Consider the following 23442-nt stretch of genomic DNA (forward strand, 5'->3'; position numbering starts at 1 on the left):
AACAAAAACCAGGCAAGCTGGAATGTCATGATGCAGAGATACTGCCATTTGCTGTCTTTGCCGTAACAGTCAAACGCCTTTATGTAGCCTATCTTTATGCTTTGAAGAAAGAAACTTAGCATGTATAACGCTCACGATCGCGACGGTCAGGAGTGTGCTCGTCAGCAACGCCCCTAAAAAATAGCTGTGGGTAATATCAGTAGCACCCGAGCCTAAAGTATGTAATTTACTATATCCTCTATCTACTGCAACAAAAAGCGTATATAGCCCGATGTTAATACAGAACTGAAGCAGACAAGAAGTGATAATATTTCCTGGGATTCTTTTTAATAGAGTAAGTGACGCATAAATAATACTTGCTGATAGTGCGAAGTAAAGCCCGTTAAATAAACTTGATAGTAATGAACTATTTATTTCGCTGAATATTAAATTATCACTTCCATAGTACCATGACAGATATTCAATATACGTACTTCTGCCAAAGATAAAGGAGGCAACAATAAGGATGAATAGGCTCACAATATGGCTTTTCTTACTCATAATTATGCTCCCTTAGATAGCAGTACCTTCATCGTTTTACTAGCTTCTAGCTGATCTTTTATTATGGCAAGGTCACGAGTATTGTGGTTATATTTTGCAATAGCGGTTGGCGTACCTTTACCACCATTGTCCATAAAGAAGAACTTGTGGGATGGGATCCCGCCCATAGCTCACCGCCTGTGGCAGGGAGTGGATAGACTCTGTCGTGAGGAACCGAGGAATATTTTCATGCTCAATATTACCTAAAGGCGTTGTGGCAACAAGAGAGCCAATAAAATCGGTCGTATACACTAACGCATCCGTATCTTTGGTCGTTACTTTTGAACCCGTAATATATTTTATCTGTTGCCAAAGGGTAATATCTTTAGGGGAAACCTTAACGCCATCCATAAACATATCTTGCTTGCGTTTTAGCTGAATGACAGTACGGTGCACCTGTGTTAAAGAGGGGCTGATTTCCCCAATAGAAGGCATAAGACCATCGCGGGAATAAAGCCGTTCAATGATAAAATAAATCCCAGTTGGGCGGGCAACGTCAATGTTAATGGATGACATATGAATCCTGTAAGGAAGGGGGATTAATGTTCATCGTGACAGTATGTTGCGAACCGCCTGGCTATTCAACCACCCCCACTATAAATGATAGGGCGTCTTTTCTGTTTTTAATATCCAAATCAAAAGGAATGGGATTTTTCTTAATTAATCCGTTTGTACCGCTTTTAACCAACGAAATAAAAAAGCCCCGACCAGCGGGGCTTTATCGACAGGCAGTAAGAATTACTTCTTAGCAGCGCGTTCGAAAGAGGCGATGATTTCTGCTTTCGCCGCTTCAGCGTTGTCCCAGCCGTCAACCTTAACCCACTTGCCTTTTTCGAGGTCTTTGTAGTGCTCGAAGAAGTGAGTGATCTGCGCTTTCAGCAGCTCTGGCAGGTCGTTCACATCTTTGATGTGATCGTACTCTTTGCTCAGCTTGGTGTGCGGTACCGCAACCAGCTTCGCATCTTCACCGGATTCGTCGGTCATTTTCAGCACGCCAACTGGTCGGCAGCGAATGACGGAGCCTGGCTCCAGTGGGTACGGCGTTGGGACAAGCACGTCAACCGGGTCACCGTCCAGAGACAGGGTGTGGTTGATGTAACCGTAGTTGCACGGATAGAACATCGCGGTAGACATGAAACGGTCTACGAACAGGGCGCCGCTCTCTTTGTCCACTTCGTATTTGATCGGATCTGCGTTAGCCGGGATTTCGATAACTACGTAGATATCTTCTGGCAGTTCTTTACCCGCTGGGACGTTGAGTAAGCTCATGTCGGTGTCCTTTAAAATGGATGGTAAACAAGTGGCAGGTATTATAGCCAACTCGCGCTGAATGTCTCCGCCTGTTTTCGCTTTCTCTCCCCGCTTTCTCCACTTTTCAGACCGATTCCATGACAGGAAAATCCATAAACTCAGCCGCATTTTTCATGGCGAAATGAAAGCGATTACAAACTTGTGATTAACGTTTTATTCACTTTTCTGAAGTGTGATGTAACGCAATTCGTTACATATTTCATGGGCTATAGTCATTCCGCAGAACATCTTTTAACCAACAATAACTCACCCTACGAGGACGTTCATATGTGGAAGCGCTTACTCCTGGTCACAGCAGTTTCGGCAGCCATGTCGTCTATGGCGATGGCCGCTCCCTTAACCGTAGGTTTTTCGCAAGTCGGCTCTGAATCTGGCTGGCGAGCAGCAGAAACCAACGTGGCGAAAAGCGAAGCTCAGAAACGCGGTATTACCCTGAAAATCGCCGATGGTCAGCAAAAACAAGAGAATCAGATCAAAGCCGTGCGCTCCTTTATCGCCCAGGGCGTGGATGCCATCTTTATTGCACCCGTCGTGGCGACCGGCTGGGAACCCGTCCTGAAGGAAGCGAAAGACGCTGAGATCCCGGTCTTCCTGCTCGACCGTTCCATCGACGTCAAAGACAAATCCCTCTATATGACCACCGTCACCGCCAACAACGTGCTTGAAGGGCAGTTGATTGGCGACTGGCTGGTGAAACAGGTCGACGGCAAGCCGTGTAACGTCGTTGAGCTGCAGGGTACCGTCGGCGCGAGCGTGGCCATCGACCGTAAAAAAGGCTTTGCTGAAGCCATCGCTAAAGCGCCAAACATCAAGATTATCCGCTCTCAGTCCGGCGACTTTACGCGCAGTAAAGGTAAAGAGGTCATGGAGAGCTTCATTAAGGCTGAAAACAACGGCAAGAACATCTGCATGGTTTACGCCCATAACGATGACATGGTGATCGGTGCGATTCAGGCGATTAAAGAAGCGGGCCTGAAGCCGGGCAAAGATATCCTCACCGGCTCTATCGACGGCGTGCCGGACATCTACAAAGCGATGATCGACGGCGAAGCCAATGCCAGCGTGGAGCTGACGCCAAACATGGCGGGCCCGGCATTCGACGCGCTGGAGAAATTCAAGAAAGACGGCACGATGCCTGAGAAGGTGACGGTCACCAAGTCCACGCTCTACCTGCCTGACACGGCGAAAGAAGAGTTAGAGAAGAAGAAAAATATGGGCTACTGATCCAGTGAAATTGCCGGGTGGCGCTGCGCTTACCCGGCCTACGGGAACGTGCCGGGGACGTAAAGATGAAAACTGAACAACACCAGGAAATCCTCCGCACAGAGGGCTTGAGTAAATTCTTTCCCGGCGTAAAGGCGCTGGATAGCGTTGATTTCAGCCTGCGGCGCGGTGAGATTATGGCGCTGCTGGGCGAGAACGGCGCGGGAAAATCGACGCTGATTAAATCCCTCACCGGCGTCTATCACGCCGATCGCGGCACCATCTGGCTGGAAGGCAACGCCATTTCGCCAAAAAACACCGCCCATGCCCAACAGCTGGGGATCGGGACGGTGTACCAGGAAGTGAACCTGCTGCCGAATATGTCGGTGGCGGATAACCTGTTTATTGGCCGTGAACCACGCCGTTTTGGCCTGCTGCGCCGCAAAGAGATGGAAGCACGGGCGACAAAGCTGATGGAATCGTACGGCTTCTCCCTCGACGTCCGCGAGCCGCTGAACCGCTTTTCCGTGGCGATGCAGCAGATTGTCGCCATCTGCCGGGCTATCGATCTCTCCGCGAAGGTGCTGATCCTCGATGAACCCACCGCCAGCCTCGATACCCAGGAAGTGGAGATGCTCTTTACCCTGATGCGCCAGCTGCGCGATCAGGGCGTCAGCCTGATCTTCGTTACGCACTTCCTCGATCAGGTGTATGAGGTAAGCGATCGCATCACGGTGCTGCGCAACGGCAGCTTTGTCGGCTGCCGCGAAACCCGCGAGCTGCCGCAGATCGAGCTGGTCAAAATGATGTTGGGCCGTGAGCTGGAAACCAACGCCCTTCAGCGCGCAGGGCGCACGCTGCTGAGCGAGAAGCCGGTCGCCGCGTTCAGCGATTACGGCAGGAAAGGGGTGATCTCGCCGTTTAACCTGGAAGTCCGCCCGGGCGAAATTGTCGGGCTGGCGGGCCTGCTAGGCTCCGGCCGAACCGAAACCGCCGAGGTGATCTTCGGGATCAAGCCGGCGGACAGCGGCAGCGCGCTGATCAAGGGCAAACCGCAAACCCTGCGATCGCCGCATCAGGCGTCGTGTCTGGGTGTCGGCTTCTGCCCGGAAGACCGGAAAACGGACGGCATTATTGCCGCCGCCTCGGTGCGGGAAAATATCATTCTGGCGCTGCAGGCACAGCGCGGCTGGTTAAGGCCTATCCCACGAAAAGAGCAAAACGCCATCGCCGAGCGCTTTATCCGCCAGCTCGGCATCCGCACGCCGAGCGCGGAACAGCCTATTGAGTTTCTTTCCGGCGGCAACCAGCAGAAGGTTCTCCTCTCGCGCTGGCTGCTGACCAAACCCCAGTTCCTTATCCTCGACGAACCGACCCGCGGCATTGACGTGGGCGCGCACGCTGAAATTATCCGGCTTATCGAAACCCTGTGCGCGGACGGTCTGGCGTTGCTGGTCATCTCGTCCGAGCTGGAAGAGCTGGTGGGCTATGCCGATCGCGTCATCATCATGCGCGATCGCAAACAGGTGGCAGAGATCCCGCTGGATAAGCTGTCCGTTCCGGCAATCATGAATGCCATCGCGGCATAAGGAGTGAATCGTGATGCCCCGTTCGCTTTCGCAAACCGGTGAGTCAAAGCGCCGCTTTAGCTGGCCGACCGGCACGCCGCAAATCGCGGCGCTGCTGGTGGTACTGCTGGTGGATAGCCTGGTCGCGCCGCATTTCTTCCAGATTATCGTGCAGGATGGCCGCCTGTTTGGCAGCCCAATTGATATTTTAAACCGCGCCGCGCCCGTGGCGCTGCTGGCCATCGGGATGACGCTGGTCATCGCCACCGGTGGGATTGACCTCTCCGTCGGCGCGGTGATGGCTATCGCCGGGGCCACGGCCGCCTCCATGACCGTGGCCGGACACAGCCTGCCGGTGGTCCTGCTGGCGGCCTTAGGCACCGGCGTGCTGGCTGGATTATGGAACGGCATTCTGGTGGCGGTGCTGAAAATTCAGCCCTTTGTCGCCACCCTTATTTTAATGGTGGCCGGGCGCGGCGTGGCGCAGCTGATTACCTCCGGACAGATTGTCACCTTTAACTCCCCGAGCCTGGCGTGGCTCGGTAGCGGCAACCTTCTGTTCTTCCCGACGCCGGTGATTATTGCCCTGGCCACGCTCGTCGTCTTTTGGCTCTTCACCCGCAAAACGGCGCTGGGCATGTTCATTGAGGCCGTCGGGATCAACATTCGCGCCGCGCGCAACGCCGGGGTCAACACCCGGCTGATGGTGATGCTGACCTACGTGCTGAGCGGCGTCTGCGCCGCCATTGCCGGGATCATCGTCGCGGCGGATATTCGCGGGGCCGATGCCAACAACGCGGGACTCTGGCTGGAGCTGGACGCGATCCTCGCGGTGGTGATCGGCGGCGGATCGCTGATGGGCGGGCGCTTTAACCTGCTGCTCTCGGTGATCGGCGCGCTGATCATTCAGGGCATGAACACCGGGATCCTGCTTTCGGGATTCCAGCCGGAGCTTAACCAGGTGGTGAAGGCGGTGGTCGTGCTTTGCGTGCTGATCGTCCAGTCGCCGCGCTTTGTCAGCATCATTAAGGGGATCCGTGGCCATGATAAAACGTAATTTACCGTTGATGATCACGCTGGGCGTGTTTGTGTTGGGGTATCTCTACTGCCTGACCCAATTTCCCGGTTTTGCCTCCACGCGTGTGATCTGCAATATCCTGACCGATAACGCCTTTTTAGGCATCATCGCCGTCGGGATGACCTTTGTGATCCTCTCCGGCGGGATCGATCTCTCCGTCGGGTCGGTGATCGCGTTTACAGGCGTGTTCCTCGCGAAGGCGATCGGCTTCTGGGGGATCTCTCCGCTGGTGGCGTTTCCGCTGGTGCTGGCGATGGGCTGTGCGTTTGGCGCCTTTATGGGGCTGCTGATCGACGCGCTGAAAATTCCGGCGTTTATCATTACCCTCGCGGGGATGTTCTTCCTGCGCGGGGTGAGCTATCTGGTGTCGGAAGAGTCGATTCCGATTAACCATCCGGTGTACGACACGCTCTCCAGCCTGGCGTGGAAAATTCCCGGCGGCGGCCGCCTGAGCGCGATGGGGCTGCTGATGTTGGGCGTGGTAGTGATTGGCATCTTCCTCGCCCATCGTACCCGGTTTGGCAATCAGGTTTACGCGATCGGCGGTAACGCCACGTCGGCAAACCTGATGGGGATCTCAACCCGCAGCACCACTATCCGCATCTATATGCTCTCGACCGGGCTGGCGACGCTGGCGGGTATCGTCTTCTCGGTGTATACCCAGGCGGGCTATGCCCTTGCTGGTGTGGGCGTTGAGCTGGATGCGATTGCTTCTGTGGTTATCGGCGGCACTCTGCTCAGCGGCGGGGTGGGCACGGTGCTGGGGACGCTGTTCGGCGTGGCTATCCAGGGGCTGATACAAACTTATATCAACTTTGACGGCACGCTCAGCTCCTGGTGGACGAAGATCGCCATTGGCATTCTGCTGTTTATTTTTATTGCCCTGCAGCGGGGTCTGACGGTGCTGTGGGAGAACCGTCAAAGCTCGCCTGTTACCCGCGTAAACACATCGGTAACAGAGCGATAACACGCTGAATTTGCTTAAAGTCTAAACATTTTCCGGTAGCGGCCGATACTCTTTTTTTATGCCCAGAAATATCTCGCTACCGGAAATAATATCATGCTTAAAACGCTATCGATTCGTACCGGCTTGCTCTCTTTACTGGCCGTTATGACCCTTCTGCTGCTGATTGTCAGCGGCATTGGCATTTATGCCCTCACTCAGAGTTCTTCTTCACTGCAGCGTATTAATCACCTTCAGGGTGAGCAGATGGTGCAGCTTAATTCAGGCTATACGCTGATCCTGCGCGCGCGCAATGAGGCGGGCCAGGCCGTCCGCATGATGGAAATCGGCATGCTGGACGATGCGGCCAAAGCGGTAAAAAACATCAATCAGGAAGTTGCCCTGGCCCAGAAAACGCTGAAAGGCGTGATCGACGGCGGCGTGGCTGACGAGCAGGGGCAACAGCTGCTCGATAAAGTAGCTGCCAGCCTGGCGACGTATAGCCAGCAGGGGATCAACCCGATGCTGAAAACCCTGAATGACCAGAGCGCGGACGGGTATTACGATCTGCTGGAGAAGACGCTGATACCGGTGGCGAAGCAGTTTGATAACGATATGCAGGCGTTTCAGAAATGGAGCGAAGCGCGTGGGCAGGCGGAAGTGAGTGCCGTGCAGTCGAGTAAAACCCGTGTACTGATCCTGATTATCGTCGCCGCGCTGCTGACGGCGGGCATTATCGTGCTCGCCTGGCTGGTGCTGCGCCATATGCTGCTCAAGCCGCTCTCGGCCTCCATTGCTCAGCTGGAGAATGTGGCTGCGGGGGATTTAACCCACACGCTGAATGCCCCTGCGAGCCAGGAGTTTAACCGCCTCAACGCGGTGATAGAGGAGATGCGCCAGTCGCTGATGAACTCGGTTCTGCGGGTACGCGATGCCAGCGCGCAAATTGACACCGGTAGCCGCGAGCTGACGCTGGGAAACCGCGATCTTGCCGAGCGTACGGAATCCACCGCCACGTCGCTTGAGCAGACTGCAGCCAGCATGGAACAGATCACCGCGACGGTGAAGCTCAACGCCGATAACGCCGAGCAGGCGCACCAGTTGGCGAAGTCGGTGTCCGACACGGCCGATCACGGCAGCGAGATGGTCTGCTACGTGATTGAAAAAATGCGCGATATCTCCGGCAGCTCGGCACGCATCGCCGACATCCTGAGCGTGATCGACGGTATCGCCTTCCAGACCAATATTCTGGCGCTTAACGCCTCCGTGGAAGCGGCGCGCGCGGGCGAGCAGGGACGCGGGTTTGCCGTCGTCGCGGGCGAAGTGCGAAACCTCGCCAGCCGCAGCGCCGACGCGGCGAAAGAGATCCGAACGCTTATCAGTGATTCGCAGACCCACGTTACCGAGGGCAGCGAGCTGGCCCAGCAGGCTGGCGAAACGATGGACGAGATCGCAACAGAAGTGCTGCGCATGACCAGGCTGATGCGCGAGATCGCGACCGCGTCTCAGGAGCAGAGCCGCGGCATTGAGCAGGTGAATATTGCGGTGAACCAGATGGACGAAACCGCGCAGCAGAATGCGGCGCTGGTGCAGCAATCCTCCGCCGCGACCCGCTCTCTTGAGGAGCAGTCGCGTCAGCTGATGGAAGCCATGTCATCATTCAAAGTGACGACTCAGACCGCTGCATAATATTACCCAGCCCCGGTACGTTCTGTGCCGGGGTTTTATTTTTTTCAGAATTAACTGCCGCAATATTATCGTGAATTTCACCCATTAATATTTCCAGCGAACGGGTTAAGGCTAACGCTTTTTCAGTCGGTTCAAGATATAAACCTTTACGGAAAAATAACGGCTCATCAAAGAGTTGATTAAAGCGCTTTAATGCCAGACTTACCGCGGGGCGGGACATCTCCAGACGCAAAGAGGCCTTTGCCATGCTGCCGCAGCGGACAATTTCAATAAATACAGGGATAAGATTTAAATCAATGCCGGTATTAGCACGGGAATAATTTTTCATTGCGATTCTGCTCCACGAAATATCTGTCAAACTGTTATGGAAATAATGCAGGAGCAGTGGTGAATATTAAAGCATGTTTTTTATAAACACTTATACGGTAAAATATATAAATGACCAGGGGAGCCAGAACGGCTCCCCTGAAGAGAGGTATTACGCGTCCGGGTACTCACGGATAAAACGTTCAACGTCTTCAACCATGTGGTTGTTGCCGACGAAGAATGAACGGCGCTGGTGAAGGCTTTCCGGCACGATATCCAGAATACGCTCTTTACCGTCGCTCGCCTTGCCGCCCGCCTGTTCGGCGAGGAACGCCATCGGGTTGCACTCGTACAGCAGACGCAGCTTCCCGTCCGGGTGGCTGGCGGTGCTTGGGTAGAGGTAGATACCGCCTTTCAGCAGGTTACGGTGGAAATCCGCGACCAGAGAGCCAATATAGCGGGACGTGTACGGGCGCTGGGTCGCTTTATCTTCTTCCTGGCAGAATTTAATGTACTTCTTCACGCCGTTCGGGAATCGGATGTAGTTGCCTTCGTTGATGGAGTAGGTGTTGCCCTTCTGCGGGAAGCGCATGCGTTCCTGGCTCAGACAGAAAACGCCCAGTGACGGATCGTACGTAAAGGCGTGAACCCCGCACCCGGTGGTATACACCAGCATGGTGGAGGAGCCGTAAACGACGTAACCGGCAGCAACCTGATTAATGCCCGGCTGCAGGAAATCTTCTTCGGTCACCGGCGTGCCAACAGGCGTGACGCGGCGGTAGATGGAGAAAATGGTACCGACAGAAACGTTAACGTCGATGTTTGAGGAGCCGTCGAGCGGATCCATCAGAACAACGTATTTAGCGTGTTCACACCCTTCGAAAACAACAATTTCATCTTCTTCTTCAGAGGCGATACCCGCAACGATGTCGCGCGCGCGCAGTGCAGCTTTCAATTTTTCATTTGCGAACAGATCGAGCTTCTGTTGAACCTCGCCCTGAACGTTCTCGGCACCGCTGGCACCCAGGATATCGACCAGACCGGCCTTGTTGATATCACGGTGGATGATCTTAGCGCCCAGCTTTATTGCCGACAGCAAAGCAGTGAGTTCACCGGTAGCATGAGAGAACTCGTGCTGCTTTTCGACAATAAATTCACCTAACGTTTTCATAACACTTTCCCTGCATCTTTGTGAGTAGAGCGATTGTATGTTCACTAAAACGACTAAAGCCCAACAATCTTAACAAACATTCAAATATTAGCGCAGAGGTGAATCGCGCCAGCAACATACGGATTTACCTGAAATGCGTTTCACAGCCGCTAACATGTGAGTAAAATGTGCGCCACATTGAAGAAGGATAGTGACGTATGCGCATTCATATATTGGGGATTTGTGGCACTTTCATGGGCGGACTGGCAATGCTGGCGCGCTCGCTGGGCCATGAAGTGACAGGTTCGGACGCCAATGTGTATCCGCCAATGAGCACACTTCTGGAGAAACAGGGCATCTCTTTAATTCAGGGCTACGATGCCAGCCAGCTGGATCCCGAGCCGGACCTGGTGATCATTGGCAACGCCATGACCCGCGGCAATCCGTGCGTCGAGGCGGTACTGGAACGCAATATTCCGTTCATGTCCGGCCCGCAGTGGCTGCATGACTTCGTCCTGCGCGACCGCTGGGTGGTTGCCGTTGCCGGTACCCACGGCAAAACCACGACCGCGGGCATGGCAACCTGGATCCTCGAAGCCTGCGGCTACAAGCCGGGCTTCGTGATTGGCGGCGTACCGGGTAATTTCGACGTTTCTGCACGTCTGGGCGATAGCCCGTTCTTTGTGATCGAAGCCGACGAATACGACTGCGCGTTCTTCGACAAGCGTTCTAAGTTCGTGCATTACTGCCCGCGCACGCTGATCCTCAACAACCTTGAGTTCGATCACGCGGATATCTTTGACGATCTGAAAGCGATTCAGAAACAGTTCCACCACCTGGTGCGCATTGTTCCGGGTCAGGGGCGCATCATCCTGCCGGAGAACGACATCAACCTGAAGCAGACCCTGGCGATGGGCTGCTGGAGCGAGCAGGAGCTGGTGGGCGAGCAGGGCCACTGGCAGGCGAAGAAACTCAATGCCGATGCCTCCGAGTGGGAAGTGCTGCTCGACGGTGAAAAAGTGGGTGAGGTGAAGTGGGGCCTGGTGGGCGAGCACAACATGCACAACGGCCTGATGGCCATTGCTGCGGCGCGTCACGTGGGCGTTCTGCCTGCGGATGCAGCCAATGCGCTGGGCTCGTTCATTAACGCCCGTCGCCGTCTGGAACTGCGCGGCGAAGCGAATGGCGTTACCGTATATGACGATTTCGCGCACCACCCAACGGCTATTCTGGCCACGCTTGCCGCTCTGCGTGGCAAGGTCGGCGGCACTGCCCGCATTCTGGCGGTGCTGGAACCGCGCTCGAACACCATGAAGATGGGCATCTGCAAAGATGACCTCGCGCCGTCGTTAGGACGCGCCGATGAAGTCTTCCTGCTGCAGCCGCAGCATATACCGTGGCAGGTGGCCGAAGTGGTCGACGCCTGCATTCAGCCTGCGCACTGGAGCGCGGATGTGGATGTACTTGCGGATATGGTTGTGAAAGCCGCCCAGCCCGGTGACCACATTCTGGTGATGAGCAACGGCGGTTTTGGTGGGATCCATCAGAAGCTGCTGGACGGTCTGGCGAAGAAAGCGGAAGCGGCAGCCGCAGAGTAAAAAAAAGCCCGGTGGCGCTAGCGCTTACCGGGCCTGGATTTTGCACAACCTTGTAGGCCGGATAAGGCGTTTACGCCGCCATCCGACGCAAAACCGCACGGATTACTCTTCGTTCTCAGACAGCTCGCGCAGATACTGGAAAATCAGGCGCGCAGACTTCGGCGGCTTATTCCCTTCTTTCTCTTTCTTCGCATTGCGGATCAAGGAACGCAGCTGCTGGCGGTCGGCATCCGGCCACAGGTTCAGCACTTCCGGTACGGCGTCATCACCCTGTTCAATCAGGCGATCGCGGATCTGCTCAAGCTTGTGGAAAAACGCAACCTGCTGGTTGTGGCGGTTTTTCAGCTTGTCCAGCGCCTGGCGGATCGGATCGACGTCGCGCTGACGCAGCATTTTCCCGATAAGCTGAAGCTGGCGACGACGGCCTTCTTTCTTGATTTTCTGTGCCAGTTCAATGGCATCACGCAGATCCTGGTCGAGCGGGATCTTGTCCAGCGCGTTTTTACCCAGTTCTACCATTTCTGCGCCAAGCTGTTTTAACTCTTCGGCGTCACGTTTAATTTCACTTTTACTGACCCAGATGATCTCATCATCTTCGTCTTCGATGTCATCACCGGGAACGTCGTCGAGCCAGTCTTCGGGCTGCTTAGTCATGTCAGGCTCCTTAAAAAAAGAGGCTAATGTTACCAGTTAAGACGCGCACTGAAAAACGGTTCTCTGTTAGACTTCAGATAACTCTCTCTTACAGTATGGCATTTGCGATGAAAGTAACCTCACAAGTTGAAGCGCAGCGTAAGATCCTTGAAGAAGCCGTCTCCACCGCGCTGATGCTTGCTTCAGAAAAATCAGATGGCGCCGAAGTGGCGGTCAGCAAAACCACCGGCATCAGCGTGAGTACCCGCTATGGTGAAGTGGAGAACGTCGAATTCAACAGCGATGGCGCGCTTGGGATCACGGTGTATCACCAGAATCGCAAAGGCAGCGCGTCATCCACCGATCTCAGCCCGGATGCCATTGCCCGTACGGTGCAGGCGGCGCTGGATATCGCCCGCTATACCTCCCCGGATCCTTACGCAGGCGTGGCGGATAAAGACCTGCTGGCGTTTGATGCGCCGGATCTCGATCTTTTCCACCCGGCGGAAGTGACCCCGGACGAAGCGATCGAACTGGCCGCGCGCGCCGAGCAGGCTTCCCTGCAGGCTGATAAACGCATCACCAATACCGAAGGCGGCAGCTTCAACAGCCACTACGGCATCAAAGTCTTCGGCAACAGCCACGGCATGCTGCAGGGCTACTGCTCCACCCGTCATTCGCTCTCCAGCTGCGTCATCGCCGAAGAGAACGGTGACATGGAGCGCGACTACGCCTACACCATTGGCCGCGCGCTGGGGGACTTGCAGTCTCCTGAGTGGGTGGGTAAAGAGTGTGCCGAACGCACGCTGTCTCGCCTGTCGCCGCGTAAACTCTCCACCATGAAGGCCCCGGTTATTTTTGCCAACGAAGTGGCAACCGGTCTGTTTGGTCATCTGGTGGGCGCGATCGCGGGCGGCTCGGTGTACCGTAAATCGACCTTCCTGCTCGACTCGCTGGGCAAGCAAATCCTGCCTGAATGGCTGACCATCGAAGAGCATCCGCACCTGCTGAAAGGGCTGGCCTCCACGCCGTTCGACAGCGAAGGCGTGCGCACCGAACGTCGCGATATTATCAAAGACGGTATTCTGACCCAATGGCTGCTGACCAACTACTCCGCGCGCAAGCTGGGGCTGAAAAGCACCGGACACGCTGGCGGCATCCACAACTGGCGTATTGCCGGGCAAGGCCTTAACTTTGAGCAGATGCTGAAAGAGATGGGTACCGGCCTGGTCGTAACCGAACTGATGGGTCAGGGCGTAAGCGGCATCACCGGCGACTACTCGCGTGGCGCGGCGGGCTTCTGGGTAGAAAACGGCGAAATCCAGTATCCGGTAAGCGAGATCACGATTGCCGGCAACCTGAAGGACATGTGGCGCAACATCGTTACGGTCGGTAACGATATTGAAACACGTAGCAATATACAGTGTGGTTCTGTACTTCTGCCGGAAATGAAAATCGCCGGCCAGTAATACCCGTAAAGGCGTTTTAATAATAAAAAAGGAAGTGAGCAATGCGTAAACATCTGTTAGCGATCGTCGCGGCTTCAACGCTGGTTCTTGGATCTTCTGCGTTTGCTGCCGATCTTGAAGACGACATGGGCATCCTCGGTCAAAACCTGAAGGTGGTGCAGAAAACAGACAATGCGGCTGAAATGAAAGACGCGCTGACCAAAATGCGTGAAGCGGCGCTGGACGCGCAAAAAGCGACGCCTCCGAAGCTGGAAAGCAAAGCGGCAGACAGCGCAGAGATGAAAGACTATCGCCACGGCTTTGACGTGCTGGTCGGCCAGATCGACGGCGCGCTGAAGCTGGCTAACGAAGGCAAAGTGAAGGAAGCCCAGGCGGCGGCCGAGCAGTTTGCGACCACGCGTAATACGTATCACCAGAAATACCGTTAACCGATCGCGCATCTGACAAACAACCAGCGGGGGCCAGTGGCTCCCGTTTTTTTTACGCGGTAATAAGTAAACCCTATCGCCATCACATTTTTGCGTCACCACGCCTGAACGTTTCGTTTCCCCGGCGCGCGTTTCGCCGCTGGAATACGTGATATTCATCACGCAAATACCGTGATTAATTCAGATTCACCGCATTTATGTGGCACAGATCACTGCTGCGGCTCGCCTTTCCACTTCGAAGTGGAAAACAACTCGCTACAAACAATTCCCCCCCAACGTTAGTTTTATCCCAGAGCCATTAACGGGGTAAGACCAGTGATTAACGGAGCGGTAATGAACGACGTTGGGGAACAGGCGGAGCAAACAGAACAGCTCGCGAACACCATGCTGCAGCAGGTTTATGCCCTGCTGGCCCGGAACAACATCATCCCCAATGCGGTACAGGAGCAGATGCTCACCTCCCACGTGCGCGCAATGGCGCACCGGTCCGTGACCGGCGAGCCGCTGCCGGAGGTTGAAGCAGAGCTGTTTGACGAAATTTCACCGGATTCAATGCGGCTCGCCCGTGAAGTGGTCGCGCAGTTTGGCAATCTTCCTGATGAAGAAGCCTGGCTGCTCTCCGTTCACTTTGAAGTCGCGAAAGACAACCTTTAAGGAGCAACACATGGAACAGATTACAGTCGTGATTGGCGATCGCCTGGGTAAAGGTCAGAAAGTGGCTGCCGGTGTGGAAAAAGCAGGTGGACGCGCGGTGGTTGTGCCGGGCATGGCGGCGGACATGAAGCTCGGCGACATGATGAAAGCGGAAAACGCCACCTTCGGCATCTCCTTCTGCGGCAGCGGCGGCGCGGGTGCCATCACGGCCCAAACCAAATATGGCTACAAAGCCAAATACGGCATGCGTTCCGTGGAAGAGGGCGTGACCGCCATCAACGAAGGCTGCAACGTGCTGGGCTTTGGCTTTATGGATAAAGAAGAGCTGGGCGAGCGTCTGGTACAGGCGTGGCAGAAGAAATACGGCGCATAAGCATGAAAGAACAGTTCACAACCACGGTGAGAGTGAAGGGGAAAGGCGACGCCAAAGCGCGCGCCTTTGCCGACGCGCTCAACCACGTTCAGGCCGCGGTGATGAAAGCCTCACCGCATATCTTACTGCGTATTGAGCCACAGGATGTGCAGGTCGTTCAGGCGCAAGAAGCGGTGCGTAAAGAAGCGTTTCTGTTCTTCTTTCTGCGCCGGGAAAGACGCACCTACAGCGTGGAGCTGGATGTGACCGTCAACGTGACCGCTATCAATCTTGACCAGGTGGATTTCGTCACGCAACGCTGATTATTCATAAAAGGGCAGACTGATGTTCTTAATTATATTAATAAAATCGCTCATCATTGGCGGCCTGGTTGGCGTCGGTGTCGGAGCCGGGGCTGCACGCATGTTTCATGCGCCTACCACTCAGGGTATGGGCGCGTTTCGTACGTTGGGGGAACTGAACTCCTGTGAAGGGGATCCGGCGTCCCACTTCTCCTTTGGGTTAGGTTTCTTCTTTAACGCCTGGGCCTCTTCCGTGGCCGCAGGTGCCTTCACACAGGACGTTGACCACCGCATCATCCCGAACTGGGGTGCCGCTGCACTGATGATCAAAAACCGTAACGTCGGCGAAACGCTGCACGACCCGCGCAAAATGGCGATTGCCTGCGGCGTGATCGGCATGATCGTCGTGACCTTCCTGAACCTGACCGCATCTTCAGTTCCGGCAGCGCTCCAGGTCACCGCCGTCAAGGTGCTGGTACCTGCGGCAAACCTGCTGGTGAACACCGTCATGCCGGTGATCTTCTGGCTGGCGGCTATCGACGCGGGTAAAAAATCGGGCTTCTGGGCCACCATCTTTGGCGGCGCGGCGCAGCTGATCATGGGCAACGCCGTACCGGGCCTGGTGCTGGGGATCCTGATCGGTAAAGGCGTGGAAGAGAGCGGCTGGAACCACGTCACCAAAGTGATGATGGCGGCGATCGTCCTGCTCTTCGTGCTGAGCGGCTTCTTCCGCGGCTTCGACATGAAGATGATCGAATCCTTCCATCTGACCGTGCCGAACTGGCTCGACATGATCCACAACTCGCTCAGCGGTAAATAACAGGAGCCTCTACATGGAACAGAATAAAGGTTTTTGGTATGCCGACTGGTCGTTCCCGATCTTCGTTGGCCTGCTCTCCTCCGGCGTCTTCGCCGGGACGCACATGTACTACCTCTACGGCATCGGCGCGTTTAACGAAGTGGCCTTCGTGGCGATGCTGAAAGCGGGAATGGATACCGGCGTCTACGGCGCGGTGGCGGCGTTCGGCGCAAGCTTCCTGTTCGCCCGCATTATCGAAGGGTCGCTGGTGGGTATTCTCGATATCGGCGGTGCCATCCAGACCGGCGTGGGCCTCGGCGTTCCGGCGCTGCTGCTGGGCGCGGGCATCATGTTCCCGGTGACCAACTTCATTGCCGCGCTGATTACCGGCCTGGTGATTGGTCTGGCGATTGGCTACGTCATCATCCTGGCGCGTAAGTTCACCATCAATCAGAGCAACTCCACCTACGGTGCAGACGTAATGATGGGCGCGGGTAACGCCTCCGGCCGCTTCCTCGGGCCGTTGATTATCCTCAGCGCCATGACCGCCTCCATTCCTATCGGCGTCGGTTCCCTGCTGGGTGCGCTGGTGTTCTACATCTGGCAGAAGCCGATCACCGGTGGCGCCATTCTCGGCGCAATGCTGTTGGGCTGGCTGTTCCCGGTCGCCCTTTAATACCCGCGGGCGCTCAGGCGCCCGCCTTATCAGGAGATCCTCATGTTTGATTTACTCCTGCGCCGTGCGCGCCTTGCCGACGATACCCTGACCGATATCGCCATTCAGGACGGGAAGATCGCGGCGCTGGGCGAGATTGACGCCCCCACGCTTAAAACGGTTGAGCTGAACGGCGACGTGTTCGTCAGCGCAGGCTGGATTGACTCCCACGTTCACTGCTACCCGAACTCCCCGATTTACCACGACGAGCCGGACAGCGTGGGCATTGCCACCGGCGTGACCTCCGTTGTGGACGCGGGCAGTACCGGTGCCGACGACGTAGATGACTTCTATGAGATTACCCGCAAAGCTTCAACCGAGGTGTTTGCCCTGCTGAATATTTCCCGCGTGGGGCTGATTGCGCAGAACGAGCTGGCCAATATGGCCAACATCGACGCCGACGCGGTCAGACAGGCGGTGAAGCGTCACCCTGATTTTATCGTTGGCCTGAAGGCGCGCATGAGCAGCAGCGTGGTCGGTGAAAACGGCATTACGCCGCTGGAGCGCGCCAAGGCCATTCAGAAAGAGAACGGCGACCTGCCGCTGATGGTGCACATTGGCAACAACCCGCCGAACCTCGACGAAATTGCCGAGCTGCTGAGCTCGGGCGACATTATCACCCACTGCTACAACGGCAAACCCAACCGCATTCTGACGCCCTCCGGCGAGCTGCGCGCCTCCATCACCTCCGCCCTGAAGCGCGGCGTGCGTCTGGACGTGGGGCACGGCACGGCGAGCTTCAGCTTTGAGGTGGCGAAACGCGCCATCGCGATGGGCATTCTGCCGCACACCATCAGCTCGGATATCTACTGCCGCAACCGCATCAACGGCCCGGTCGGCTCGCTGGCAAGCGTGATGTCGAAGTTTCTCGCCATCGGCATGTCGCTGCCGCAGGTGATTGACTGCGTGACCGCGAACGCCGCCGACGGCCTGCGCCTGGCGCGCAAGGGCCGCATTCAGCCGGGTCTCGACGCCGACCTGACGCTGTTCACGCTCAAACGCCAGCCGACGGTGCTGACGGATGCTGAAAACGACAGCCTGCAGGCTGAACACATTCTGGTGCCGCTTGCCGCGATCCGCGCGGGCAAGGGCTACATGACCGAACAAGGGAGCACGGAACATGCCTTCGATTTATGAGAAGTACAACTTAAAGCAGGTTATCAACACCTCTGGCCGCATGACGGCGCTGGGCGTCTCCACCCCGCGCCCGGAAGTGGTGCAGGCGGCAATGGACGGCATGAATGAGTACTTCGAGATGAAGGATCTGGTTAATAAAACCGGTGAATACATCGCGAAGCTGCTGGATGTTGAAGGGGCGACGGTTGTCTCCTGCGCGTCGGCGGGCATTGCCCAGTCGGTGGCGGCGGTGCTGGTGAAAGACAGCGACTGGCTGCTGGAAAACCTGCACGTCACTCCAATCGAGAATAACGAGATCGTCCTGCCGAAAGGCCACAACGTGAACTTTGGCGCGCCGGTGGGCACCATGGTGGCGCTGGGCGGCGGTAAGCTGGTGGAAGCGGGCTACGCCAACGAATGCTCCGCCGATCAGCTGGCGTCGGCGATCGGCCCGCGCACCGCGGCGATCCTCTACATTAAATCTCACCACTGCGTACAGAAAAGCATGCTCAGCGTCGAGCAGGCGGCGGTGGTCGCGCGCAAGCACGATCTCCCGCTGATCGTCGATGCGGCGGCAGAAGAAGATCTGCACACGTACTACCGCTCCGGTGCCGATCTGGTGATCTACAGCGGCGCGAAGGCGATTGAAGGGCCAACCAGCGGGCTGGTGATCGGTAAAACCCAGTACGTCGAGTGGGTGAAGCGCCAGACGGCGGGCATTGGCCGCGCAATGAAGGTGGGTAAAGAGGGCATTCTTGGCCTGACCTGCGCCATCGAACATTACCTTACCGCGACCAAGGAGAGCGGTGCCGAGATGGTGGCGAAGATGACGCCGTTTATCGACGCGCTCAACACCCTGAACGGCGTGACCGCGCGCGTGGTCTGGGACAGCGCCGGTCGCGATATCGCGCGCACCGAGATTAAGTTTGACGAAGCGGCAACGGGCGTCGGCACGGGCGATCTGGTGGCGAAACTCAAACAGGGTGAATACGCCATTTACTTCCGTGGCTACAAGGCCAACGAAGGGATTATCGAGGCGGACGTGCGCAGCGTGAATGCTGACCAGCTGAACATTGTGTACCGCCGCATTAGCGAAGTATTAGGACAGGAGAAAAAAGCATGAAACTGACCCCCAACTTTTACCGTGACCGCGTCTGCCTGAACGTGCTGGCAGGATCGAAAGCCAACGCCAGCGCCATTTACGAGGCGGCGGAAGGTCACGTGCTGGTGGGCGTGCTCTCCAAAAATTACCCGGACGTGGCGAGCGCCGTTGCCGATATGCGTGAATATGCCGCGCTGATTGATAACGCGCTCTCCGTAGGCCTCGGCGCGGGGGATCCGAACCAGTCGGCGATGGTGAGCGAAATTTCCCGCCAGGTGCAGCCGCAGCACGTCAACCAGGTCTTTACCGGCGTGGCCACCAGCCGCGCGCTGCTGGGGCAGAATGAAACGGTGGTCAACGGTCTGGTCTCTCCGACCGGCACCGTCGGGATGGTCAAAATCTCCACCGGCCCGCTGAGCAGCGCCGCGCCTGACGGCATCGTACCGGTTGAAACTGCGATTGCCCTGCTGAAAGATTTCGGCGGCAGCTCCATCAAATACTTCCCGATGGGCGGCCTGAAGTGCCGTGACGAGTACAAAGCGGTGGCGGAAGCCTGCGCCCGTCACGACTTCTGGCTGGAGCCAACCGGAGGTATCGATCTGGAAAACTATGAGGAGATCCTGCAGATCGCCCTCGACGCGGGCGTGAGCAAAATCATCCCGCATATCTACAGCTCGATTATCGACAAAGCCAGCGGCGATACGCGTCCGGAAGATGTGCGTACGCTGCTTGCGATGACGAAGAAGCTGGTTAAGTAGAATAAAACCTTACCGCACACACCTGAAGGAGCCACCATGCACACCCGTACCCTGCTTGTTGCTTCACTCTCAATGTTCGCCACCACCGCCATCGCCCAGACGCAATACGCCTGGGTGGGCACCTACAACCCCAACGGCGAAGGGCTGTACCGCTTTACCGTTGACCCGCAAAGCGGCGCGCTGGCGAATAAAACGCTGGTGAGCAAGCTGCCGAACGCTGCGCAACTGGCCGTCTCGCGCGACGGCAAAACGCTCTATCTGGCAAGCGAAGTGGAGCGGGGCGTGGTGCAGGCGCTGCGCGTGGGCGATAACGGCGCGCTGAGCGAGCTGAATCAGGTGGCCTCCAGCGGTGCGGGGCCGGTTTACCTGTCGCTGACGCCGAACGGTCGCCATCTTCTGGTGGCGAACTACGTCAGCGGATCTATCGCAGTGCTGCCCGTTAAAGCAGACGGCAGCCTGGGTGAGGCTACGGACACACGTCAGGATCAGGGCGAACCGGGCGCGGCGAAGCCGGAAGCGGCAGCGGAGGGCAGCTTTGCCATCAGCGATCATAACGGCCCCCATGCGCACATGATCGCCGCCGATCCGAGCGGGAAGTACGTATTTTCGACCGATCTTGGGTTGGATCGCCTCTACCAGTACCGTTTTGACGATCGAACAGGGAAGCTGATGCCGAACGATCCGCCGTTTATCAGCGCCTCCTCAAAAGGCGCCGGGCCGCGCCACTTTGTCTTTACGCCAAAAGGCGATGCCCTGTGGCTGATTAACGAAGAGGCGTCTACGCTCACCCATTATACCGTGAGCGCCAATGGCACCTTAAAAGAGGGCAAAACGCTTTCAGCCCTGCCGGAAGGTTACAAAGGCACCAGCTTTGCTGCCGGGCTGGCATTAAGCGCCGACGGTAAACAGCTGTATGTGGCTAACCGTTTGCATAACAGCATCGGGCACTTTACCGTAACAGCGGAGGGCACGCTGACGCATCAGGACGACGTGTGGACGCGCGGCGACTACCCGCGCACCCTGACGCTTGATAAGCAGGGGCGCTGGCTGTACGTCATGAACCAGCGCAGCGACAACATTACCCGTTTCCGCGTTGCGCAGGACGGCAAATTGAGCTTCGAGCCAGACTACACCCCGGTCGGCAGCCCATCCCAGATGGTCATTTCACCTTAAGCCGTAAGAGGACAAACCCGTGCGATTTCCGAACCAACGTTTAGCGCAACTTTTTGATCTGTTGCAAAACGAGACGCTGCCGCAGGACGAGCTGGCGCAGCGGCTGTCGGTCTCCACGCGAACCGTCCGTGCCGATATCACCGCCCTGAACGCGCTGCTGGCAGGCCACGGCGCGCAGTTTATATTGAGCCGGGGCAACGGCTACCAGCTCAAAATTGAGGATGCCGAGCGCTACCAGCAGCTGCAGGCCTCCCACCCTCGCGCGCTGCGTATTCCGCGGACCGGGCCGGAGCGCGTGCACTATCTGGTGGTGCGTTTTCTCACCTCGGCATTTTCTCTTAAGCTCGAGGATCTGGCGGACGAGTGGTTCGTCAGCCGCGCCACGCTGCAAAGCGACATGGCGGAAGTCCGCGAGTGGTTCCATCGCTATAACCTGACGCTGGAAACGCGTCCGCGCCACGGCATGAAGCTGTTTGGCAGCGAGATGTCCACCCGCGCCTGCCTGACCGATCTGCTCTGGGAGCTGGCGCAGCAGGACAGCCTCAACCCGCTGGTGACCGACGTGGCGCTGAATGCAGGCGTGGCGGAGCAGATGGTGCCCGTGCTGCACGAGGCGCTGACGCGTCATCACATCCGTCTGACCGATGAAGGCGAGCTGTTCCTGCGCCTGTACTGCGCGGTGTCGGTGCGGCGCATCAGCGAGGGCTATCCGCTGCCGGAATTCCACGCCGAAGACGTGGAAGAGAACGTGCGCGAGGCGGCGAAGGATATCGCCGTTACTATCCAGCAGCTGGCGGGCAAAGCGCTTTCACCTTCGGAGGAGAGCTGGCTGTGCGTGCACATTGCGGCGCGGCAGATCCAGGAGATTGCCCCGAGCGCTATTAACGCCGATGACGACGAAGCGCTGGTCAACTACATCCTGCGCTACATCAACACCCACTATAACTACAACCTGCTCAGCGACGCGCAGCTGCACGCGGACCTGCTCACGCACATCAAAACCATGATCACCCGCGTGCGGTATCAAATCATGATCCCCAATCCGCTGCTGGATAACATCAAGCAGCACTACCCGATGGCGTGGGATATGACCCTCGCGGCGGTATCGAGCTGGGGCAAATACACGCCGTATGTGATCAGCGAAAACGAGATTGGCTTCCTGGTGCTGCATATTGGCGTCGGGCTGGAGCGCCACTACAACATTGGCTACCAGCGCCAGCCGCGCGTGCTGCTGGTGTGCGACGCCGGTAATGCTATGGTCCGCATGATTGAAGCGGTGCTACAGCGTAAATACCCGCAGATTGAGGTCACGCGCACGCTCACCCTGCGCGAGTACGAGCTGGCGGAAACGATTAGTGAAGATTTTGTGATTGCCACCGCCCGCGTCAGCGAAAAGTCGAAACCGGTGGTGACGATCGCCCCGTTCCCGACCGACTATCAGTTAGAGCAGATCGGCAAGCTGGTGCTGGTGGACCGCACCCGCCCGTGGATGCTGGATAAATACTTCGACGCGGCTCATTTCCGCATTATCGACAAGCCTGTTGACCAGCAAACGCTGTTCCGTGAACTGTGCGCGCAGCTTGAAGGCGAGGGGTTTGTCGGCGCGGAGTTCCTGGATTCCGTCGTCGAGCGTGAAGCCATCGTCAGCACCATGCTCGGCGACGGCATCGCGCTCCCGCACTCCCTCGGCCTGCTGGCGCAGAAAACGGTAGTCTATACCGTGCTCGCCCCGCACGGCGTCCAGTGGGGCGACGAAACCGCGCACGTCATCTTCCTGCTCGCCATCAGCAAAAGCGAATACGAAGAGGCGATGGCGATTTACGATATCTTCGTCACCTTCCTGCGTGAACGGGCGATGTCGCGGCTCTGTAGCTGCGGAGATTTTGCCGAGTTTAAGGCGGTGGCGATGGAGAGTTTGAGTCGGTTTTGAGGTAAAGGCGGACGGATAACATCCGCCTTTGTTCAACGCAGATGATGCACAACCTGGTTGCTGCTGCCGCGCCAAATCAGCGCCGGGTCTTTTAAATCCTGTACGAACTTGCCGTCGACCAGGACGTTAATCAGATCCACCACTTCCATTTGCTGCACGTTCAGCTCTTCCAGCCTGTAGCCTGTCCAGACCCAGATATCTTTTCCCGTACACTCTGCCCGAATGCGCTTCACCAGCTTCAGGATATCCGGCACGTTTTGCGGGTGCAGGGGGTCGCCACCGGAAAGTGAGATCCCCTGACGGTGAATGCGCGTGTCGTTCAGGTCGTTGACGATCTTGTCTTCCATCTCAGCGGTAAACGGCATGCCGGAGTTCAGACGCCAGGTGCTTTTGTTGTAGCAGCCGGGGCATTCGTGGACGCAGCCTGAGACGAACAGGGTGCAGCGGGTGCCGGGGCCGTTGACGATGTCGACGGGGTAGTATTGATGATAATTCATAGCGGATAACCAAGCCGGGTGGCGCTGCGCTTACCCGGCCTACAGTGTGAATGCGGATTGTAGGCCCGGTAAGCGTAGCGCCACCGGGC

25 protein-coding genes are annotated in these 23442 nt (G+C 56.9%); 18 read left to right on the forward strand and 7 right to left on the reverse strand.

Features of this window, described 5'->3' with window-relative positions:
• Positions 1-69: 69 nt before the first annotated feature.
• The 3 genes from V1566_RS05265 to ppa form a co-directional block, all read right to left on the reverse strand.
• The gene (locus tag V1566_RS05265; RefSeq protein ID WP_395305254.1) at positions 70-540 is read right to left on the reverse strand and encodes a hypothetical protein; all 471 of its coding nucleotides are present in this window, start codon (positions 538-540) and stop codon (positions 70-72) included.
• 117 nt (positions 541-657) lie between these two features.
• Positions 658-1095 carry a hypothetical protein gene (locus tag V1566_RS05270; RefSeq protein WP_248227445.1) on the reverse strand — a complete coding sequence of 146 codons (438 nt, stop codon included), beginning with the start codon at positions 1093-1095 and terminating at the stop codon, positions 658-660.
• A 222-nt stretch (positions 1096-1317) separates the two neighbouring features.
• Positions 1318-1848 carry an inorganic diphosphatase gene (ppa, locus tag V1566_RS05275; RefSeq protein ID WP_010427397.1) on the reverse strand — a complete coding sequence of 177 codons (531 nt, stop codon included), beginning with the start codon at positions 1846-1848 and terminating at the stop codon, positions 1318-1320.
• A 309-nt stretch (positions 1849-2157) separates the two neighbouring features.
• On the opposite strand from ppa, the gene ytfQ reads away from it, so the two are divergent.
• The 5 genes from ytfQ to V1566_RS05300 all read left to right on the forward strand — a co-directional run bounded on the left by ytfQ (position 2158) and on the right by V1566_RS05300 (position 8371).
• Positions 2158-3114 carry a galactofuranose ABC transporter substrate-binding protein YtfQ gene (gene ytfQ, locus V1566_RS05280; RefSeq protein ID WP_014882271.1) on the forward strand — a complete coding sequence of 319 codons (957 nt, stop codon included), beginning with the start codon at positions 2158-2160 and terminating at the stop codon, positions 3112-3114.
• A gap of 65 nt (positions 3115-3179) precedes the next feature.
• Positions 3180-4682, forward strand: a complete 1503-nt coding sequence (ytfR, locus tag V1566_RS05285; RefSeq protein ID WP_311391303.1) for a galactofuranose ABC transporter, ATP-binding protein YtfR — start codon at positions 3180-3182, stop codon at positions 4680-4682.
• A gap of 10 nt (positions 4683-4692) precedes the next feature.
• Positions 4693-5718, forward strand: coding sequence for a galactofuranose ABC transporter, ATP-binding protein YtfT (ytfT, locus tag V1566_RS05290; protein WP_257258943.1), 1026 nt, complete (start codon positions 4693-4695; stop codon positions 5716-5718).
• Positions 5705-6706, forward strand: a complete 1002-nt coding sequence (gene yjfF / locus V1566_RS05295; RefSeq protein ID WP_023293434.1) for a galactofuranose ABC transporter, permease protein YjfF — start codon at positions 5705-5707, stop codon at positions 6704-6706. Before ytfT ends, yjfF begins: the two co-directional genes overlap by 14 nt.
• A 93-nt stretch (positions 6707-6799) precedes the next feature.
• A complete protein-coding gene (locus V1566_RS05300; RefSeq protein ID WP_395305255.1) occupies positions 6800-8371 on the forward strand; it encodes a methyl-accepting chemotaxis protein in 1572 nt (523 codons plus the stop codon).
• Here V1566_RS05300 and V1566_RS05305 read toward each other — a convergent pair.
• A complete protein-coding gene (locus tag V1566_RS05305; RefSeq protein WP_395305256.1) occupies positions 8343-8699 on the reverse strand; it encodes a LysR family transcriptional regulator in 357 nt (118 codons plus the stop codon). The two genes, V1566_RS05300 and V1566_RS05305, sit on opposite strands and share 29 nt — an antisense overlap.
• A 150-nt stretch (positions 8700-8849) precedes the next feature.
• Entirely contained in the window at positions 8850-9848 is a 999-nt protein-coding gene (gene fbp, locus V1566_RS05310; RefSeq protein WP_024907283.1) for a class 1 fructose-bisphosphatase, read from the reverse strand.
• A 197-nt stretch (positions 9849-10045) separates the two neighbouring features.
• Here fbp and mpl point away from each other — a divergent pair, with 197 nt between their 5' ends.
• Positions 10046-11425: a UDP-N-acetylmuramate:L-alanyl-gamma-D-glutamyl-meso-diaminopimelate ligase gene (gene mpl, locus V1566_RS05315; RefSeq protein ID WP_395305257.1), complete on the forward strand. Its 1380-nt coding sequence runs from the start codon at positions 10046-10048 to the stop codon at positions 11423-11425.
• Between the two features lie 102 nt (positions 11426-11527).
• On the opposite strand, the gene yjgA is transcribed toward mpl, so the two are convergent.
• Complete coding sequence (gene yjgA / locus V1566_RS05320) at positions 11528-12079, reverse strand: ribosome biogenesis factor YjgA (RefSeq protein WP_023334300.1); 552 nt, start codon at positions 12077-12079, stop codon at positions 11528-11530.
• A gap of 95 nt (positions 12080-12174) precedes the next feature.
• Here yjgA and pmbA point away from each other — a divergent pair, with 95 nt between their 5' ends.
• The 12 genes from pmbA (at position 12175) to V1566_RS05380 (ending at position 22856) form a co-directional block, all read left to right on the forward strand.
• Positions 12175-13527, forward strand: coding sequence for a metalloprotease PmbA (gene pmbA, locus V1566_RS05325; RefSeq protein WP_023310180.1), 1353 nt, complete (start codon positions 12175-12177; stop codon positions 13525-13527).
• A gap of 41 nt (positions 13528-13568) precedes the next feature.
• The gene (cybC, locus tag V1566_RS05330; protein WP_032651443.1) at positions 13569-13955 is read left to right on the forward strand and encodes a cytochrome b562; all 387 of its coding nucleotides are present in this window, start codon (positions 13569-13571) and stop codon (positions 13953-13955) included.
• Positions 13956-14270: 315 nt separating this feature from the next.
• The gene (locus V1566_RS05335; protein WP_025911967.1) at positions 14271-14609 is read left to right on the forward strand and encodes a glycine dehydrogenase; all 339 of its coding nucleotides are present in this window, start codon (positions 14271-14273) and stop codon (positions 14607-14609) included.
• 10 nt (positions 14610-14619) lie between these two features.
• Positions 14620-14982 carry an SFCGS family glycine-rich protein gene (locus tag V1566_RS05340; RefSeq protein WP_010427372.1) on the forward strand — a complete coding sequence of 121 codons (363 nt, stop codon included), beginning with the start codon at positions 14620-14622 and terminating at the stop codon, positions 14980-14982.
• A 2-nt stretch (positions 14983-14984) separates the two neighbouring features.
• Positions 14985-15284, forward strand: coding sequence for a DUF4312 family protein (locus tag V1566_RS05345; RefSeq protein ID WP_006810338.1), 300 nt, complete (start codon positions 14985-14987; stop codon positions 15282-15284).
• A gap of 22 nt (positions 15285-15306) precedes the next feature.
• Complete coding sequence (locus V1566_RS05350) at positions 15307-16083, forward strand: DUF4311 domain-containing protein (RefSeq protein WP_008501408.1); 777 nt, start codon at positions 15307-15309, stop codon at positions 16081-16083.
• Positions 16084-16096: 13 nt separating this feature from the next.
• Positions 16097-16738, forward strand: a complete 642-nt coding sequence (locus tag V1566_RS05355) for a DUF4310 family protein (protein ID WP_010427370.1) — start codon at positions 16097-16099, stop codon at positions 16736-16738.
• Between the two features lie 42 nt (positions 16739-16780).
• Positions 16781-17914, forward strand: coding sequence for an amidohydrolase/deacetylase family metallohydrolase (locus tag V1566_RS05360; protein WP_395305258.1), 1134 nt, complete (start codon positions 16781-16783; stop codon positions 17912-17914).
• Positions 17898-19016, forward strand: coding sequence for a DgaE family pyridoxal phosphate-dependent ammonia lyase (locus tag V1566_RS05365; protein WP_395305259.1), 1119 nt, complete (start codon positions 17898-17900; stop codon positions 19014-19016). Before V1566_RS05360 ends, V1566_RS05365 begins: the two co-directional genes overlap by 17 nt.
• Positions 19013-19753: a KDGP aldolase family protein gene (locus V1566_RS05370; RefSeq protein ID WP_395305260.1), complete on the forward strand. Its 741-nt coding sequence runs from the start codon at positions 19013-19015 to the stop codon at positions 19751-19753. The genes V1566_RS05365 and V1566_RS05370 overlap by 4 nt, the downstream gene beginning before the upstream one ends.
• A gap of 36 nt (positions 19754-19789) precedes the next feature.
• A complete protein-coding gene (locus V1566_RS05375; protein ID WP_395305261.1) occupies positions 19790-20926 on the forward strand; it encodes a lactonase family protein in 1137 nt (378 codons plus the stop codon).
• A gap of 19 nt (positions 20927-20945) precedes the next feature.
• Positions 20946-22856: a BglG family transcription antiterminator gene (locus V1566_RS05380; protein ID WP_395305262.1), complete on the forward strand. Its 1911-nt coding sequence runs from the start codon at positions 20946-20948 to the stop codon at positions 22854-22856.
• 32 nt (positions 22857-22888) lie between these two features.
• Here the strand turns inward: V1566_RS05380 and nrdG are convergent, their stop codons facing one another.
• Entirely contained in the window at positions 22889-23353 is a 465-nt protein-coding gene (gene nrdG / locus V1566_RS05385) for an anaerobic ribonucleoside-triphosphate reductase-activating protein (RefSeq protein WP_395305263.1), read from the reverse strand.
• Positions 23354-23442 lie beyond the last annotated feature (89 nt).

The sequence above is a fragment of the Enterobacter sp. ECC-019 genome (assembly GCF_043974075.1).
Lineage (GTDB): Bacteria > Pseudomonadota > Gammaproteobacteria > Enterobacterales > Enterobacteriaceae > Enterobacter > Enterobacter asburiae_D.